General features: G+C 39.6%; 23 protein-coding genes. All 23 read right to left on the bottom strand.

The annotated features are described in order from the left end of the window. Window positions 1-8 precede the first annotated feature (8 nt). The gene (locus PAV_RS31265) at window positions 9-626 is read right to left on the bottom strand and encodes a hypothetical protein (RefSeq protein ID WP_005552548.1); all 618 of its coding nucleotides are present in this window, start codon (window positions 624-626) and stop codon (window positions 9-11) included. 17 nt (window positions 627-643) lie between these two features. Continuing rightward, a complete protein-coding gene (locus PAV_RS31260; RefSeq protein ID WP_005552547.1) occupies window positions 644-1,180 on the bottom strand; it encodes a guanylate kinase in 537 nt (178 codons plus the stop codon). A gap of 101 nt (window positions 1,181-1,281) precedes the next feature. Further along, window positions 1,282-3,609: an RNA ligase gene (locus tag PAV_RS31255; protein WP_005552545.1), complete on the bottom strand. Its 2,328-nt coding sequence runs from the start codon at window positions 3,607-3,609 to the stop codon at window positions 1,282-1,284. Window positions 3,610-3,713: 104 nt separating this feature from the next. Further along, window positions 3,714-3,929: a hypothetical protein gene (locus PAV_RS31250; protein WP_005552544.1), complete on the bottom strand. Its 216-nt coding sequence runs from the start codon at window positions 3,927-3,929 to the stop codon at window positions 3,714-3,716. A gap of 81 nt (window positions 3,930-4,010) precedes the next feature. After that, on the bottom strand, window positions 4,011-4,493 hold the full coding sequence (locus tag PAV_RS31245; RefSeq protein ID WP_005552543.1) for a hypothetical protein: 483 nt from the start codon (window positions 4,491-4,493) through the stop codon (window positions 4,011-4,013). 35 nt (window positions 4,494-4,528) lie between these two features. Continuing rightward, complete coding sequence (locus PAV_RS31240) at window positions 4,529-5,182, bottom strand: Gabija anti-defense Gad2 family protein (RefSeq protein WP_005552542.1); 654 nt, start codon at window positions 5,180-5,182, stop codon at window positions 4,529-4,531. A 38-nt stretch (window positions 5,183-5,220) separates the two neighbouring features. After that, window positions 5,221-5,499: a hypothetical protein gene (locus PAV_RS31235; RefSeq protein ID WP_005552541.1), complete on the bottom strand. Its 279-nt coding sequence runs from the start codon at window positions 5,497-5,499 to the stop codon at window positions 5,221-5,223. Next, on the bottom strand, window positions 5,499-5,723 hold the full coding sequence (locus tag PAV_RS31230) for a hypothetical protein (protein ID WP_005552540.1): 225 nt from the start codon (window positions 5,721-5,723) through the stop codon (window positions 5,499-5,501). The genes PAV_RS31235 and PAV_RS31230 overlap by 1 nt, the downstream gene beginning before the upstream one ends. A gap of 13 nt (window positions 5,724-5,736) precedes the next feature. Beyond that, window positions 5,737-6,183 (bottom strand): hypothetical protein, encoded by a 447-nt coding sequence (locus PAV_RS34105; RefSeq protein ID WP_005552539.1) that lies wholly within the window; start codon window positions 6,181-6,183, stop codon window positions 5,737-5,739. A 4-nt stretch (window positions 6,184-6,187) separates the two neighbouring features. Then, window positions 6,188-6,532, bottom strand: a complete 345-nt coding sequence (locus PAV_RS31220) for a hypothetical protein (RefSeq protein ID WP_005552536.1) — start codon at window positions 6,530-6,532, stop codon at window positions 6,188-6,190. 8 nt (window positions 6,533-6,540) lie between these two features. Next, window positions 6,541-6,699, bottom strand: coding sequence for a hypothetical protein (locus tag PAV_RS35140; protein ID WP_005552534.1), 159 nt, complete (start codon window positions 6,697-6,699; stop codon window positions 6,541-6,543). 172 nt (window positions 6,700-6,871) lie between these two features. Further along, on the bottom strand, window positions 6,872-7,063 hold the full coding sequence (locus PAV_RS31215) for a hypothetical protein (protein ID WP_005552532.1): 192 nt from the start codon (window positions 7,061-7,063) through the stop codon (window positions 6,872-6,874). A gap of 34 nt (window positions 7,064-7,097) precedes the next feature. Beyond that, window positions 7,098-7,295 carry a hypothetical protein gene (locus PAV_RS31210; protein ID WP_005552531.1) on the bottom strand — a complete coding sequence of 66 codons (198 nt, stop codon included), beginning with the start codon at window positions 7,293-7,295 and terminating at the stop codon, window positions 7,098-7,100. Between the two features lie 31 nt (window positions 7,296-7,326). Next, window positions 7,327-7,638, bottom strand: a complete 312-nt coding sequence (locus PAV_RS31205) for a helix-turn-helix domain-containing protein (RefSeq protein WP_005552529.1) — start codon at window positions 7,636-7,638, stop codon at window positions 7,327-7,329. A 13-nt stretch (window positions 7,639-7,651) separates the two neighbouring features. Beyond that, on the bottom strand, window positions 7,652-7,807 hold the full coding sequence (locus PAV_RS35135; RefSeq protein ID WP_005552528.1) for a hypothetical protein: 156 nt from the start codon (window positions 7,805-7,807) through the stop codon (window positions 7,652-7,654). Window positions 7,808-7,812: 5 nt separating this feature from the next. After that, window positions 7,813-8,127, bottom strand: coding sequence for a hypothetical protein (locus PAV_RS31200; RefSeq protein ID WP_005552526.1), 315 nt, complete (start codon window positions 8,125-8,127; stop codon window positions 7,813-7,815). A gap of 56 nt (window positions 8,128-8,183) precedes the next feature. Then, window positions 8,184-8,456 carry a hypothetical protein gene (locus PAV_RS31195; protein WP_005552524.1) on the bottom strand — a complete coding sequence of 91 codons (273 nt, stop codon included), beginning with the start codon at window positions 8,454-8,456 and terminating at the stop codon, window positions 8,184-8,186. A gap of 71 nt (window positions 8,457-8,527) precedes the next feature. Beyond that, on the bottom strand, window positions 8,528-10,564 hold the full coding sequence (locus PAV_RS31190; RefSeq protein ID WP_005552522.1) for a YfaP family protein: 2,037 nt from the start codon (window positions 10,562-10,564) through the stop codon (window positions 8,528-8,530). A 194-nt stretch (window positions 10,565-10,758) separates the two neighbouring features. After that, window positions 10,759-11,067: a hypothetical protein gene (locus tag PAV_RS31185; protein ID WP_005552519.1), complete on the bottom strand. Its 309-nt coding sequence runs from the start codon at window positions 11,065-11,067 to the stop codon at window positions 10,759-10,761. 5 nt (window positions 11,068-11,072) lie between these two features. Further along, the gene (locus PAV_RS31180; protein WP_005552518.1) at window positions 11,073-11,324 is read right to left on the bottom strand and encodes a hypothetical protein; all 252 of its coding nucleotides are present in this window, start codon (window positions 11,322-11,324) and stop codon (window positions 11,073-11,075) included. A 168-nt stretch (window positions 11,325-11,492) separates the two neighbouring features. Beyond that, entirely contained in the window at window positions 11,493-12,575 is a 1,083-nt protein-coding gene (locus PAV_RS31175) for an ATP-binding protein (protein ID WP_005552517.1), read from the bottom strand. Window positions 12,576-12,695: 120 nt separating this feature from the next. Continuing rightward, a complete protein-coding gene (locus PAV_RS31170) occupies window positions 12,696-13,757 on the bottom strand; it encodes a hypothetical protein (RefSeq protein ID WP_005552516.1) in 1,062 nt (353 codons plus the stop codon). A 420-nt stretch (window positions 13,758-14,177) separates the two neighbouring features. Then, window positions 14,178-14,615 (bottom strand): hypothetical protein, encoded by a 438-nt coding sequence (locus PAV_RS31165; protein WP_005552515.1) that lies wholly within the window; start codon window positions 14,613-14,615, stop codon window positions 14,178-14,180. Window positions 14,616-14,721 lie beyond the last annotated feature (106 nt).

The raw sequence follows: 14,721 nt of genomic DNA, 5'->3' as shown, positions 1-14,721 counted from the left end.
CCAACCCCTTAGTCATCTCCAAGAAGATAGCTGTAGTCCCTATTCTCTTGTTGTGTCTTCTTGAATGACACTTCCCTGTTGTCCTTCATGTCTTCTATGTGGACAACCTCCATTGCTTCGTTCATCTTCGATTGTTGCTCTCGCGTTTTCATCTTACGGAAAGCATCATTCACCTTGCCTTGCATAATCATCAATCCATAACGCATTTCCTGTTCCAAAGACTTAAAGTTCTTTGCCATTCTTGCCCATTCAATGTCTGCAACACTCAGAATGAATGCTTCTCTGATAACGTTGAATGGCACGCCCTGCTTATACCTCTTCTTCCAGAATTTCTGGTATCTGTTCGTTCCTTCTCGTAAATCAGCAATCATCTCCCACCAACTCTTCGATGGTGAGAAGTTGATTTTATATATCTTTTTAACAGTCTCGAACATTTCATCTTTCTGCTTTTGCTCGTTCAATAAGAACTCACGTTTCTCTAATTCTTTTGGATAACATTCGTGATGCCAGTATTGATTTACAGACTTCCCTTTACTAGATACCTTGACCTCATGAGCCAAGGTATCTCTTTCTTTAAAGGGAACTGTCTGTCCACAGTACTGACACTTGACATATCGTTCAGCCACGAACAGACCTCCTTGCCTTATTTACGTTTCATGATTTGGCAAACAGCTTCAATCGTATCCATGAGATTTTCATTGATGACAGTGTACTGACAAATATCTTCTACTCCTGCAAAATCAACTCTGTCTGTATGAATACGTCTGATTACCTCATCAACATCGTCTCCGCGCTCCAACTGACGAATGATGCGTTCTCGTTCTTCTACTTTGATGTGAATGCCAATTACATTCTCCTGCCCTGCTACATGAACAAGTTCGTTGTATCCATCAATCGTCACGACGACGATGTAATCCTTGTTCGTGTAGTCGATTTCATTCAGAGACAATCCATAGTGCCAATCACGATACTGCGCTCGTTCTGCGAAGAATCCTTGCTCGTCCAATGTCTTAAAACGAGGGTAATCAATAAAGTGATAATCAACCCCTTGTTTCTCCTTTTCGCGCATTGGACGAGTGGTGTACGAGATAATTCTTGGATAACCAAATCCGATGTATCCTAAGTTCCTCTCTACAGTTGACTTTCCACTTGCAGACTGACCAATCAGACAAAAAATCATTTGAACATCTCCCTTTAATGATTGCTGTGACTACGATCTTCTCGTATCACGCATTCATGTTTAGGAAGGCTATTCTTCACAGCTTGATGTTATGTACTTTCTTAGGCATCGGTGTTATCTTTTTCAAATGCCTTGCGGACAGTAATGATATCAGTATCTTTCAGCCAATTGCCATCTTGTCCCTTCATCCACTTAAACACTTTATTGTGCAATGGAGTGTATAGACTCCCACCCTTTACAGTGTGTTCGCGGCGTTTAGCAAACTTGTCTTTAATGCTTCGAAATTGCTTCCAGAAGCTATAGTAAGGCAACTTGATTTTAGTCATGAAGCCTACAGAATCCTCAATTACAAAACCTTCGTCTTTGATAGAAAAATCAGCAGTAACATCACGATACCAGAAGTAGAACTCAGTCCAGTTCTCAAATGTGTGCATCAGCTTCTTGTACTCTAATCCATAATGGCTTGCAAATCTCACAACATCACTGTATGGAAGTTTGCTGTACTGGACAGTGCGATTTACTAAGTCAAGCAGTACAAGTCTGTCTTCTTCGTATTCGATAATGTGAGGGTCTTCCTTCACTTTGACGACCTCGAACACAAGATTGACATTCATGTCCTTTAAGTCCTGCTTAATAGATTCCACTCCAAAATATCCAACTTGCTTAATGAATAGGTCTTTCAGCCATCCAGCATGGTCGCCCTTATTCGTTGATTTTGATGTAAATACCAGAGAATCGGACTCAGAATCATATCCTACTGTGCCAAGATACCCATTCGGTTTGTCGTAGACTTGAACAGGGAAAACAAGATTGTCGGCAAGTGCATTCAACTTCGTAAATGAACGTTCGTTCACATTAAAGAACTTATTATATGAACGCGATACGATTTCTTTCGTGTTCTTATTAATGAACAGACCTCGCGCTTTGATGTTGATATCATCCCAAATCTTGTCGTTGAATGCTTTTCGCGTGAAGTTATAAGAGTAGATATTTCCACCCAAATCCTTCTCTTCGATTTCATTATGATTGGACAAATATTCGATGAATTGCTCCATGCTAATATCCTCATCAACTGTCTTAGGTGCATTACCCTTGCGAATCTTAAAGATATGATTCTTCACCTCATGTGTCTCAAACCCTTCATTAGTCAATGTGACAGCACGAAGATGACCGCCAAATTCAACCTGACCTTCGAGGTTGAAACTGCATTCCCCTGCCTGTACTGGTAGACGGAAGATATTGCGGTGTCCATGGATTTGATATAATGGTACTTTCTTTAGCATCAGTGGTACTTTATCAAAATGGTAGTCCTTATCGTAGAACACAAGATCATAATCCTCTACAACAACTTCAAGATTCTCATCCCAATGATTGTCAATATCAACCTCGTAGTCACCAACACCATTAATGAATTGGTGTGTCGAAATATACATCAGGTTTTCTGGCATCTTTGACAGACCGCCATGAGTAACGATCACTTCTTTACCGTTATATGTGTAATATACAAGTTGGCGAAGCCGCCGATAAAGCTGACGAACTTCTTTCTTCAACTCTATAATTTCTTCCTTGCCAAGACCTTCTTCGAGTTGCGGTTGTGTGAAATTAATAAATTCCTTCGCACGAACCTCTTCATCATTTGCCCAATTCCATAAGTGAATCTCATGATTACCTTCGATGATAGCAACGTTCTTTCGCTCACTGATATGTAAGAAGAACTTCAATACTTCTGCATTCTGAATACCTCTGTCAAGCATATCACCAACGAAGATATATAGTTCATCGTCATTCAGAACAGGATACAAACCATTACCGAAGTCATGGAATGTATGACCGCCAACCTGATCGAAGTAATCCATCAAAGCATCAAAACAACCTTGCACATCTCCAATGTGATGAATGCGCTTGTAGTGGTCATAATCTGAGCTTGTAAAACGCATTATATCGTGATACTCATCAGTCTTAACAAGATTAACCCATTTGGGAACATGCTCAGTTTTCATACGCTCATGAGCATTCATGATTACATGTTCTGGCACATGCTTATGTTCATCGCGCATTTTATTTTGCTCTAACAAAGTATCCAGAGGAACGTCAGAGAAGTCCAGCACATGAACACGATAGCGATAGCGTTGAGCTAGATTCTTGTATTGTGAAATCATTTCTTGCTTGGAGTGTGTAGCGTCAATGATTGTGAACTCACCGCGCTTCATTCGTTCTTCCAGAAGTTCCATCAACAGCTTCCACACTCTGCCATCATTCTTTGCACTAATAGCTGTTTTCCCTGTTTCAGTCATTACAGGTGTTTGGAACAACAGACGAATTTCATCTGCACTCAGTACATATTGTTGCAGATTATTTTCCTTTACCCATGTAGATTTGCCAGCACCCATGGCTCCCCTTAACAGAACTAGTTGGCGAATAATAATCATCTCCTAATGTTTGTGTTTTAAACTCTTTTATAAAATAATAAAAGGCTAACATCTATTTATTATTATAGACGCTAACCTTATTAAAGTCAATACTTTCTTTGGCATCAGTCAGGAATTACTTTTGCCAACCCTTTCTCTAGGAACGGGTCTGTATCTACCTCTAACGTTCTGGATTGATAGTATTCGTTAAGCTTTCTTGCGATAATTCTTGCATGTGCTTTGTCAAAAACCATAGCTACAATAACCTTAATACCATACTCATCGTCGTTCAAGTATACTGTCGAGTTATTTCCGCTTTCTTCTACTGTATATTTAATCATATGACACGCCCCTAGTTGAGATTACATAACTCAGGGTACAGTCATCAGACTATACCCCATTTATATTTGTGACTTATGTGATTAGGCTTTACGCAACAACTTATCGATCTCCTTGCGATACGCCTTCAACATTGCTACGTTAACGCCTGTCTCCACATCGAATGTGTCGCCAACAGATTTGTTGACCTTTGCAACGACTTTCTTTGTTTCGCTCCAATGTGAAAATGTACCAGTAATATAGTCATGAATAGCTGTTTTATAGAACATAATGGTTGCAGGATCATTGACGATTACCTTTTCGACATAGATTTCAAGCTTTGCAGTCTGGTCGATTTCGATAACCTGTGACGGAACAGGTGGAATCACTTCTTCGAGCATTTCATCAGTGAATGTCCAAGAATTTTCATTTACGTAGTATCGACCAATATCGTTAACAGCCTTAATCGTGACTTCTTTACCACAATACTCTCTCATTAATGGGTGGAAGTAAAGATCGCCATAACAATTATCGCCTTCAAGACCTTCACGAACCTTAACTACTTGACCAACTGTGAATTTACTCATATACAAACATCTCCCTTGTAATTTATGATGAATGATTAGTAAGAACCAACGTTCTCAATGATTTCGTTCTCTCTTGCTGTAAAGCCAATATCACGAAGTTTCCGCAACATCTTGCTCATTTCTGCGTTTGTAATTGTCATTCCACGCTCACAGAACTTATGGACTCGTATGATCGTTCCAGATATGTCTCTAGCCCTTTGCTCGTTATAAGCTAGTGAATTACTGTCTAAGTACTCCCAATCGCTTAGAGTGTTGATTCTGTCGTTTTGGTGGTAAAACATGTTGTGTTTGAAGTCGAACTCTGTCACAACTTCCTTTGGAGCACCAAAGAACTTGGTGATGATCTGATATTTTTTGCCAATGGAGATCGCATTCTTTGTGATAACAACACGCTGTCCTTTGTAGTGAACGATGAAGATGTTTTTCTCTTTCTTATGTTTGTCATCAGAAGTATCTTGGACAACAAGACTCATATAAAACTCTCGAAGTCTATCAGCCAGTGATTGAGTGCGAACAAAGAAATCGTAATCTTTCGGCTCTTTTCCGTTGTACAGGCTATAAATACAACCACCAGAAATGAATCCTTCTTTGGCGAAATCATCCTGCAAGTGCGCTGGTAAATCAGCAATGAGATTTTTCTTCTCTTGGTTAAGTCTTTGACTTACCTCATTAAGTTTTGATTCTCTCAATTTATCACTCTACTTTCTTTAGCAACATTGTATGTTTATTAAATGAATGCTTGTAAAATGAAGCCCATCAACAAAACAAAAGCGAATAGGAATGTGCAGAAGATTACACCCTTCAATCGATCTTCTGTAGTTTCTTCTTTCTTGCCGATATTGATGTTTCGGAAGAAAATAGCTACAAGTAACAACCCCATCGAACCAGCTAAACCAATTGTCGGTGCGCCAAACAATTCAACAGGGAACCAGTTCCACACCTTCATGAATACAAATCCCTGTAAGAACAAGTTGCCAACCGCCCACAATAATATTAGAGCTTCCATTACTCAGCACTCTCCTTTTTTGCTTTTTCCCTTTGATTTCTCTTTTTTATTTCTTTGATGCAAATGATGATATCAGTAACTTCAACGATAAGACCCAAGATGCCGATAGTAAGTGCGAAATACTCATATGGGTTTTCGAGATCATGTGACCATCTAATAATGTCAAGACTGATAAACAAGAACATCAAGTCCCATAAAATGTTCCAGATAAGATACTTCTTCAAGTTTCTTCCTCCCTTAGTCAATCAAATCCGCTTGAAGTGTGTCGAAGTCATTTGCAAATGCATAGCCAATAATCTTAACTTTCGCAAACTTATGATGCAGATTTTCGTCATATGTTTGCAAGTAGTACTCCAACTTATCTTGGAAGTTTTCCTGCTCATTAATGATTACTTCTGGTTTCGGAAAACCTTCCATTTCAACAAGGATTCCAAAGAATCGGTAGTTGTTGAAGTCTGCTGTATGGATTGCTTGTTCAAACTTGTTCATTGTCAATGTGTCGTCAAAAATATCGAACCAATCGGCAAACGATTTTCCTTCATCGTCTTCATCCTTCGTGAAGAGATGTTCTGTATCAGATTCATCAATGATTCGATAGCATTCATCAGATTCACCGATTATTGGATACTTATTACCTTTTACAACGAACTCTCCTTGTGTCACCTTGCCAACCAAATACTTCATCCTATCATTCCTCCGTACTTTCTTCATCATCTGGAACGTTCAGAGAAACATCCCAATGTTCACCATTCACATCAATGTGCTTGATAGTCATCTTTTTCAGCGAGTGGCAATATCCATCCCAACCATTGCGTGGAATTGACAAGTCTTCTTCGTTGGGGTAATCGGAAAGTTGATGCCTTCCACTGTAATTCGCCAGCAAGTCAATCAGAGCATCGGCAACATATTCATCAAACTCAGCTTTACTGAATATATCTTCCGTTGTAACATAATCTGCATCATTCGAATCAGCTACGATTGTCACGATAAAGATATTTCTTTTTCCTGTCTTGCTCAGAGTGTACTTTTCCATAAGCCCTCCTAGTTTTCTTTAATCAGAGCGTCAATCGCCTGATTAACATTGATAATGATAATCTCGTTCATGTCTGTTTTAGGTAGTTTCCTGAATAAGTCATTAAGTTCTTGCGCCTTCTCCATAATTTCCTTTGCCACTCGGCTAGGTTTCCTTACTCGCGCCATTAGTTACATCTCCTTCGTGAATATATCGTCGCCCCAACGCTTCTTCATATAAACTCTTGCTCTCCATATCCAATATGCAGAACTCACAACTGAGCCTAGCAGTAAACCAAACGCCATCTCCAAGTCACAACACTGCCCTTCACTCTAAATGGAACATTCATTTTATTCAGTCTTAGCCCAATTTCTCGATAAGAAAATCCCTGAGTTTAATTGCATTTTCTGTAGTGATATTAACGTTTGCTTCCAAAACTCCGTGGTGTGTAATCTCAACCAAGAGTAATTCTCCACCATGATGATAAATATCTAATGAATCACTGGATACGCTGTAACAAGGCAAAGATAAGCAGTTATTTTCTTCATTCATTCGTCTTTTCCCCATTCTCGATAGAAGATTTATTTTATTGAGCCTTAATGTCAACAAACTCATGAGTCACATCTACTAATTCATCAACAGATTTTACAACTTTCACGACTCTGGTAAATCTCATATTGCGTATATACTCAACTCTTGCTCTTGCTTCTTCTTCTGAAAGCCATTTTGTACTATAAAGCTCATTATAATTTCTGCGAATTACTTCATAATCTACTCTATACATTTAGCCCAATCCTCCACTATAAATGAAAAACTCAGGTATTAACTGCAAATAATTCAGGCTTTTCCTTACGAATCCGTTTGAGATACGAGTATGACTGATTTATCAAGCTATTCATTGCGAACCAAGCATTTTCTTCGATGATTGCGTAGAAACCGCCTAAGTACCATTCAGCCGCATGAACTTCGTTATCGAAGAATCCTGCAACTTCCTTTTGCTTGCCTACGTGCATGTTCTTAACAATTCCCTGCTCTTGCAGTAAATCCAATACATTATCAACTGTATTCGGACTACCGTTATCAACAGCTTGAACAACTTCCTGCAATAACTCGAATCTATTTCTCATATCAATCCAACCTTCACTGATTATTGTTTAGTAGGAACTGCAAATCACTAATCATTTCCTCATAACAATCCTTTGTATAGCTTGAAATATTATTATTTACGATGCATTCATCGATCCATTTAATTCGTTTCTCATACTTCTCAATTAATTTCAGCAGAGTCTCAGCCATACCATCTATTCCTCCGTTCGGTATGCCTTCCAGTACACTACTTTCTTGGTTTCATCAATCGCGCATTCAATATCATATTTAGCTACAACGCGACCAAAAGAGCTTCGTGTAAATAAAAGACTTTCTGTGAAGGGTATTTCAACATCAACAACATCAAACTCTTTTGCATACTTGAATCCAAGGAAACTTCTATATGATCTTAGAGACGAAGTTGTGCCGATATTTACTCTGTTGAGATGGTTACTCACCCTTTTTGGCGAGTAACCAGCAAACCACTTTTCCATTTCTTCTTGAATCACTTCATTCATGTAACCGCTCATGTTTGTTAGCTCCCTTTATGTTTGATGGACTTTATTATTAACTACACGATTTACGATTAAATGATAGCCTTCAAAGATTTGATTACATCTCTCATCTTCTGTTCTTCTGCCAATATTTTTTCTAGCTTACTTTCCAACAAATCGATTGCTTGTTGGATTTCATCCGATGCCGATGCACAAACTAATACTATTTGATCTTCGTTAAGCCAAGAACATGTTTCTTTCAGCCATACTCTACATCCTTCGACGCGTTCAACTGTAACTGTCATCTTGCCGTTAGAGAACGTATCACCATTAGTTCGTTTTACTTTGTCTCCTGCTTTAAACATCGCTATCACTCCCATTATTTTGTTGTGGTCATAGACTATTTGCTAATCTATGACCACACAGAAAATCATTATTAGTCCCAACGATCAATCTTGATTAGGCGAGTGGAGTTGCCTGTCGTAACTTTCACAATCAAATTCCACTCACTATCTTTGCTGTAACCTACACCGCAAGCAGATGCTTCTTCCGCGCCTTCAATTGGCGTATTAGCAGTATAAGCTTCAAGCGTCTTGCGCACTTCGCGCAATTCAGGTTGCAGTGTTTCTGTGAAGAACCCACGACCCTTACCTTCTGATGTGTCTTTGCATCCTTCCAGAAGGAAGAAGATGTGATGTCCTGCATTTGTAGCCTTATTGTCGCCCCACAGGTTAGGAGATTCAGTGATTCCTTTTACCTTCGTAAAGCCATTCACTGGAATACTCCATGCATCAGCAGAAGTGTAGCTTGTGCCAGTGATCGTCGGCGTTTGACCTTTGATGTAGTGGAAATCGAATGCTACAACCTTTTGTTTATTACTCAACGAACCACTGAATGTGAAAATCTTTCCGTTCACTTCAAGTTCTACCTTGAATGGTGTAATGCCATTACCACGTTCAGCGAAGTTGTGTACAAAGAACTGATAGCGTCCTTCACGCGCTTTCCCATTGCTCCAACGGATATTCTCTACAGGAGTCATTGAATTACGTCCTCCTGCGTTCATATCGATATCGAGATTACCGCCACAACTTGCAACTTTATTAGCAAAGTGAATGTGTCTGCCCATTGGAGTTATCGCATGAAGATCAAGGTCTGTGTAGTTCTCCCAAATCAATGAGCAACGAATCTCATTGTTCTCATACTTACCACCAGCACTCTCAACGCGCCGCTTGATTTCTCCGTCGATACCACCATGGTAGTACCAAGAGAATGTGTTATCCCATTGCAGGATGTTTGGTGCATATTTATCTGCGGCTGTGACCAATGCCATCAAACGATTTGGGTTGTCAACCATTACTTCTATGCTATCCGCTGTTGGCATTACTGTGCGCTGGAACTTATCGAAAGTCATTACAGTCTGTGGCAGTTCAACATTGCTACCTAATATACTTTCTTTGGCAACTGAACGCGGTTTAATGTTTCCGAATACACCACCCATTTTAGCGGCTGTATTCTTAATAACCTCTTTGCCCTTCCAAATAAATTGTGGAATCTCTTCAAGAGTAGCATAACGGCGTTGCAATGAGTTTGCGATACCAAGCTTCTCAACAATCTTCTCTGCTTGCTGGATGTTACCAGCAGTAGGAGCAGTTTGCGAACGTTGGAATGTAGCTGGATTCATTTTATCCGCAAAGCGTCGAACAATCGAATCAGTGTCATAACCAGAAACGATATCATCAAGCAATGTACCAATCATGCTAGATTTAATATGGCAGAAGCCATTTGGAGCAGTTGCTACAGCTAACCATGTGATGTTATCACGAACTCGACTGTTCTTAGCTCCCTCACGCTTCTCATGCAAATCCTTAACCCATTGTGCAATTCCTACATAGCGGTCACCGCGATACAGGGACTCAGATTGAAGCAATGCCAATGCTGTATCAACAGCTTCTACAGGATATGCCAGCAGTCCAGCGATAAGAATGCGGAACTCTTCTTTCTTCTCAGCCATTTCCTGTCCAGCAGTCTTCAAGCGACTGTTGAATACACGCGCTCTTGGAAGCTCTACAGACATATGACTCCAACCGCCAGATGATGGTGTACCAAGAACTCGATCACTCGAAATGAACATTCCAGTTACACGCGCTTTAAGTATTGCTTTCTTCATTTCCTTAACAGACTTAGCGAACAACTTTGGCGTTTCTTTCTCGTCCCACAGTACAGAAACGATTTCACCATTTTCACCGATATGTACCAGACTACCAAAGCGGTTTAAGAAGTGGCGGCAACAGCGGCAATTGTAATGTTGGCGCGCATGTTCTGGAAGGTTATCAAGGAAAATATCGGACAGTCCTTCAACATCAGTTGTGAATAGCGGTTTATTGCTGAATGATGCAAAGCGTTCTTTGATTGCATCAGAGAAATGTGGGTAGTTATCGTTATTGCTATCCATTGTTGTGTAGGTTATTGTCATTATAATTGCTCCCTTGTATGTTTTTTTGGTATGAATTGATTACATTTTGCAACAGAAACTTTCCACTACATCGTCCACCTTGAAAGTATGCAACTCTCTTACCAAAGGAAAACATTCGTAGAATTTCCTTCTGATAATCGTATAGTTTTAAACCCAAGACATCTTCTGCATATGCAACAGGGGCTTCCTTGTATTTATCGAATAAAGTCTGCAAGCTTTTCTTTAACCTTGTTGTTCATGTTAATTTCATTGGTTGCATGAACTATGTTCTCAGTACGATTCTTGATTTCGCGCTGATGACGCTCATTCTCTTCGTCGATTTTACGTTGTTCCGAACGAACAATCATATCAAGTTCAAGGTTGATTGTATGCAATTCGTCATGTGCCTTCTTCATGTGATCGAACAGACCCATTGCCTTCTCGCTAAGTTCTTTAACCTTCTCTTCATTAGACAGGATTACAATATGTGGTTTGCGGAATTTACCTACAATTTTCTTCAACATATTAATCACTTCTCCTTAACCAATTGTTTGATGTTTTTCATAATAGACACATGTTTTGCATTTGCCTTCTTGTTGTTTTCTTTATGCGTAGTTGTAGCATCATATTCAGCCTTTAACTCTTCTTGGATTGTAAATGGATCAGTTTCTCTATCACGCCATACTGTAAGAACAAGGCTCTTATTGCTTACTAAGATATTCATATCATGGTAGCGAATAATGTAGTCTTTAGTCTCATATACATGTGCCACATTACCCATTACAATGGCACGATTTATCTTGTAAACAGTCCGTCTAATACCTTCCTTTTTTTACAAATTCGATTCCATTGACCTAGTGCTACACCACTAACCTTCATGTTCTTTCCTCCAAATTTTATTATTGTACCGTTGGAGAGCCGAAGCTCTCCGTAGTACTTTCTTTGGCATCTATGCAATTATTTTTTGGGCGATGTTAAATGCCCGTTCAAGTTGTTCAAGCTCTGTGTATTTTTTGTAGTTGATAGAACCGTTAGCTTCCTTAAACTGCTTTTTCAAGTCAGCTTGCTGTCCTTCGTCCATCTTAGCGATCATAGCAGAAATCTCTTCCATGTACTGTTCAGGAGTCTTTTCCGCACCTTCTACTTCTTCGTTCACGTATTCTTCAACACGTTCTTCGAGTTGCTTTTCCTGTTCGACCTTTGCCTTCTTAACGGCTTTAGCATCGTTATTATAGGACGAAAGTACTGCTTGCTCAAACGTCTCCAAGAAGAGATCAACATCATATTCGATTCGGTTAGGCACGTTCTCAAAGCGACTTCCTGCTTCAATATCGCCATCAGAGCGGAAGTAGATGTGGCGAGTTTCTTTAACATTTCCGCTCACAACTTCTTTATCGATGCTGATGTACAGGATGAAGTCTGACATATTTACGAACAAATTCTTTGCTCGTTCTGGAAGTGTTACAGTTGTCTTATCATAGGACTGACCACTCTTTGTCTCGATCTTCTTTTCCTTATCGTGAGTAATCATGAAGATTCCATAGCCAGCATTGACAAGACGTTTGATTTGCTTATCAACCTCTTCTTCGACCATTGCATGTCCTTGTCCCCAAGGAATGTCGTTGATTTGCTTGATTTTAGCATCCTTACGAGCTATACGTTCACGCTTGATGATATATTCAGTAGCGTACTTGTACATATAATCAAGTGTATCGAACGCCAACATTCGGTATGATACCACTTTTCGATGTTCTACCAACTGTGATACAAGGTCTTGGAATTGAACCCAAGTATCACGCTTATCGTCTGGGTCTTCGTTAGGAATGGCAACAGCATGAATACCATGCAATGCTTTGAAACCCTTCTCGAAGCCAATCAGTAGTGCTTTATCCAGACCGCCGATGTAATCAGTTTGTGCTAGTTTGTAGAACAAACTGGACTTACCAGCCTTACCTACTCCATACACAAGGAAGATATATTCGTAAATCAAAGCTTTCGGTTGGTTAGGTTGGATATTGAGTACATTAATCATTTAGACATTACCCCTTTGGTTTTGGTATTGGTATTGAGTACCAAAGGGGAAGAACTATTCGGTTTCGACTCTTCCCCCTCGGTACTTTCATTGGCACTTTAACTATGTGTCAACTAAAGTTTACGCGAAAGGAAGATCATCCAAGCCATCTCCATCTTCGTCTTCATCGGAGAAATCATCTCCACCTGTTGCGTCGCCTTTTACGTCACCATTGAACGCATCTTCGTCTTCGCTAATCAGGTCTTCTTCTTTGTACTTCTTCGGCTCATAAGTCGAGGAATCTACAGAGATGATTTGCAGTTCTTGAATGTAGTCTTTCATGTAGTTATTCTCAAAGTCCTTTTGGATTTCTTCGTCGCCGCCCCAATCGTCATCGTCAGATAGAGAAGCGTCTTCGAGACTTTCTTCTGCTTCTTTCAGAACAACGGAGTTGATAACGAGTCCATAGACTTTGATGAAGTCACCGAAACCAAATCGCTTGGACATATTGCCAGCAAGCTTTGGATACTTTTCAGTATCTACAGTAAATGATGTATCTACAATATCGCCGCCATACTTAATTACCTTTGCATTTACGTGGAGACGCTTGCTCTCGTCATCCAGCATTACGTCAGAAACGACGATTTCATGCTCGAATTTCGATTCTTCTTTGAACTCAGGAGAGTTAAAGTCAAGCGCTCCATCAATCTTTGTGATGGACTTGATAATGAATTTCTTAGAAGAAACTCTCTTGCCTTGCTTGTTTTCGTACTCTTGGAAGTCGATTTCGCCATTCACTCGAACGATGTCGCCATCTTTCAGATTGGCTTTGATGTAATCTACTGCATCAAATTCGGGCAAAACTTGACGCAATTTCTTGCTAGAATCGGATGGGTCAACTTCAAGGTAGCATCCAGTTCCCAAGACCTTGTAATCACCTAAGTCATTCTTACGGTTTTTCCAAGGAACTTTCTTCGATTGCTTCGCCTTGCTGGAATAAGCGACTACTTCATCGCGTTCCATACCGAACAATTCTACTCGAACTTGGTTTACCGCCGATGTCTCCAAGAAGAATTGAAGTGACTTGAACTGCTTGTCTGACTTCGTGAAACCTTCTTTTTTGGAGTTATCGTTGTTGATACCCTTAACACGACCTACCAATTTGATTTTGCCTTTTGTTTGCTCCAAGTTTGTTTTACCCATTCTCAAACATCTCCCCTGAATTGTGATTACATAAAGCGATCTTCTCGCTTCATGTTCTCATGTTCAGAGGGGTACAACTTGTTCTTCACAGGTTTTACGTTTTTATTGCCCCTCACTACTCATGTTGCAAATCATGTTGTATATCTTACAAATGGTTCTATTTGATAATATCACCATCCTTACTCATTGTCAATCACGTACCGTACTTTCTTTGGCATCTCCCTTGTTTAAAAAACGTCTATGGGAAGGCTTCCCTCTCGACATTTACTAGTATAAGTGATTTCACGGCGATAGTCAACCCCTTTCAGTACTTTTTTTCGCAACTGTAAAACACAATAGTCGGGACTGTCTTCCGACCTATTATCATGTGCTGTCAATGCTCATCACATACCCCTCCTTTTAGTCATATTTACCCACACACTAGATGGGCAATGATTCTAACAGAGTGAAAATCTCATTCGGATTGTGCATCTTTCGCCATTTCACAATCAGTTGATACATTTTCAAAACATCTTCGGTAGAGCTAACTTCTAAAACACTGACTACTTTTTTCAGCATTGATTGACTTGCGCTTTGTGCAAACAGTTTTTCAACAACCTTTTCTTTTTCTTCTTCTGTATCAGCAGTTTGCAACGCTGAAACAAATTCTTCGCAATTCTCATATGATTTCTTGTCTTGCATATACTCATTAAATTTATGTACAAGTAGTACCTTCGTCATTTTCTCCCCTTCACTCTCTAGGATGAAGTTATAGAATGTGTGAAGCGTATCATTATCAATAATGACTTGAAGTAAATTGTGTAATAGTGCGCCTTTAAAACCCATTTCCAATAATTCTTCTTTCATACTTTTACTCATTGACTCATCCTCCAATTTCGTGGTGTTCGTATAAATAGGAACATCTGTTTGCTTTTTTCCGCCTAAGTTGATTATATCTTAAACCAGAGGTATAATCAATGTTCGT

Source organism: Paenibacillus alvei DSM 29 (assembly GCF_000293805.1).
In the GTDB taxonomy this organism is placed as follows: Bacteria; Bacillota; Bacilli; order Paenibacillales; family Paenibacillaceae; genus Paenibacillus_B; species Paenibacillus_B alvei.
Note: the sequence above shows the minus strand (reverse complement) of the source record. Positions and strands in the feature narration are given on the sequence as shown.

Bases quoted from the DNA above. Each gene is read 5' to 3' on its own strand.
- PAV_RS31190 (WP_005552522.1), bottom strand. From the start codon at position 10,564: ATGACAATAACCTACACAACAATGGATAGCAATAACGATAACTACCCA.
- PAV_RS31215 (WP_005552532.1), bottom strand. From the start codon at position 7,063: ATGAATGAAGAAAATAACTGCTTATCTTTGCCTTGTTACAGCGTATCC.
- PAV_RS31255 (WP_005552545.1), bottom strand. From the start codon at position 3,609: ATGATTATTATTCGCCAACTAGTTCTGTTAAGGGGAGCCATGGGTGCT.
- PAV_RS31205 (WP_005552529.1), bottom strand. From the start codon at position 7,638: ATGAGAAATAGATTCGAGTTATTGCAGGAAGTTGTTCAAGCTGTTGAT.
- PAV_RS31175 (WP_005552517.1), bottom strand. From the start codon at position 12,575: ATGATTAATGTACTCAATATCCAACCTAACCAACCGAAAGCTTTGATT.
- PAV_RS31165 (WP_005552515.1), bottom strand. From the start codon at position 14,615: ATGAGTAAAAGTATGAAAGAAGAATTATTGGAAATGGGTTTTAAAGGC.
- PAV_RS31235 (WP_005552541.1), bottom strand. From the start codon at position 5,499: ATGGAAGCTCTAATATTATTGTGGGCGGTTGGCAACTTGTTCTTACAG.
- PAV_RS31185 (WP_005552519.1), bottom strand. From the start codon at position 11,067: ATGTTGAAGAAAATTGTAGGTAAATTCCGCAAACCACATATTGTAATC.
- PAV_RS31195 (WP_005552524.1), bottom strand. From the start codon at position 8,456: ATGTTTAAAGCAGGAGACAAAGTAAAACGAACTAATGGTGATACGTTC.
- PAV_RS34105 (WP_005552539.1), bottom strand. From the start codon at position 6,183: ATGAAGTATTTGGTTGGCAAGGTGACACAAGGAGAGTTCGTTGTAAAA.
- PAV_RS31260 (WP_005552547.1), bottom strand. From the start codon at position 1,180: ATGATTTTTTGTCTGATTGGTCAGTCTGCAAGTGGAAAGTCAACTGTA.
- PAV_RS31200 (WP_005552526.1), bottom strand. From the start codon at position 8,127: ATGAGCGGTTACATGAATGAAGTGATTCAAGAAGAAATGGAAAAGTGG.
- PAV_RS31220 (WP_005552536.1), bottom strand. From the start codon at position 6,532: ATGGAAAAGTACACTCTGAGCAAGACAGGAAAAAGAAATATCTTTATC.
- PAV_RS31245 (WP_005552543.1), bottom strand. From the start codon at position 4,493: ATGAGTAAATTCACAGTTGGTCAAGTAGTTAAGGTTCGTGAAGGTCTT.
- PAV_RS31250 (WP_005552544.1), bottom strand. From the start codon at position 3,929: ATGATTAAATATACAGTAGAAGAAAGCGGAAATAACTCGACAGTATAC.
- PAV_RS31170 (WP_005552516.1), bottom strand. From the start codon at position 13,757: ATGGGTAAAACAAACTTGGAGCAAACAAAAGGCAAAATCAAATTGGTA.
- PAV_RS31180 (WP_005552518.1), bottom strand. From the start codon at position 11,324: ATGGGTAATGTGGCACATGTATATGAGACTAAAGACTACATTATTCGC.
- PAV_RS31210 (WP_005552531.1), bottom strand. From the start codon at position 7,295: ATGTATAGAGTAGATTATGAAGTAATTCGCAGAAATTATAATGAGCTT.
- PAV_RS35140 (WP_005552534.1), bottom strand. From the start codon at position 6,699: ATGGCGCGAGTAAGGAAACCTAGCCGAGTGGCAAAGGAAATTATGGAG.
- PAV_RS35135 (WP_005552528.1), bottom strand. From the start codon at position 7,807: ATGGCTGAGACTCTGCTGAAATTAATTGAGAAGTATGAGAAACGAATT.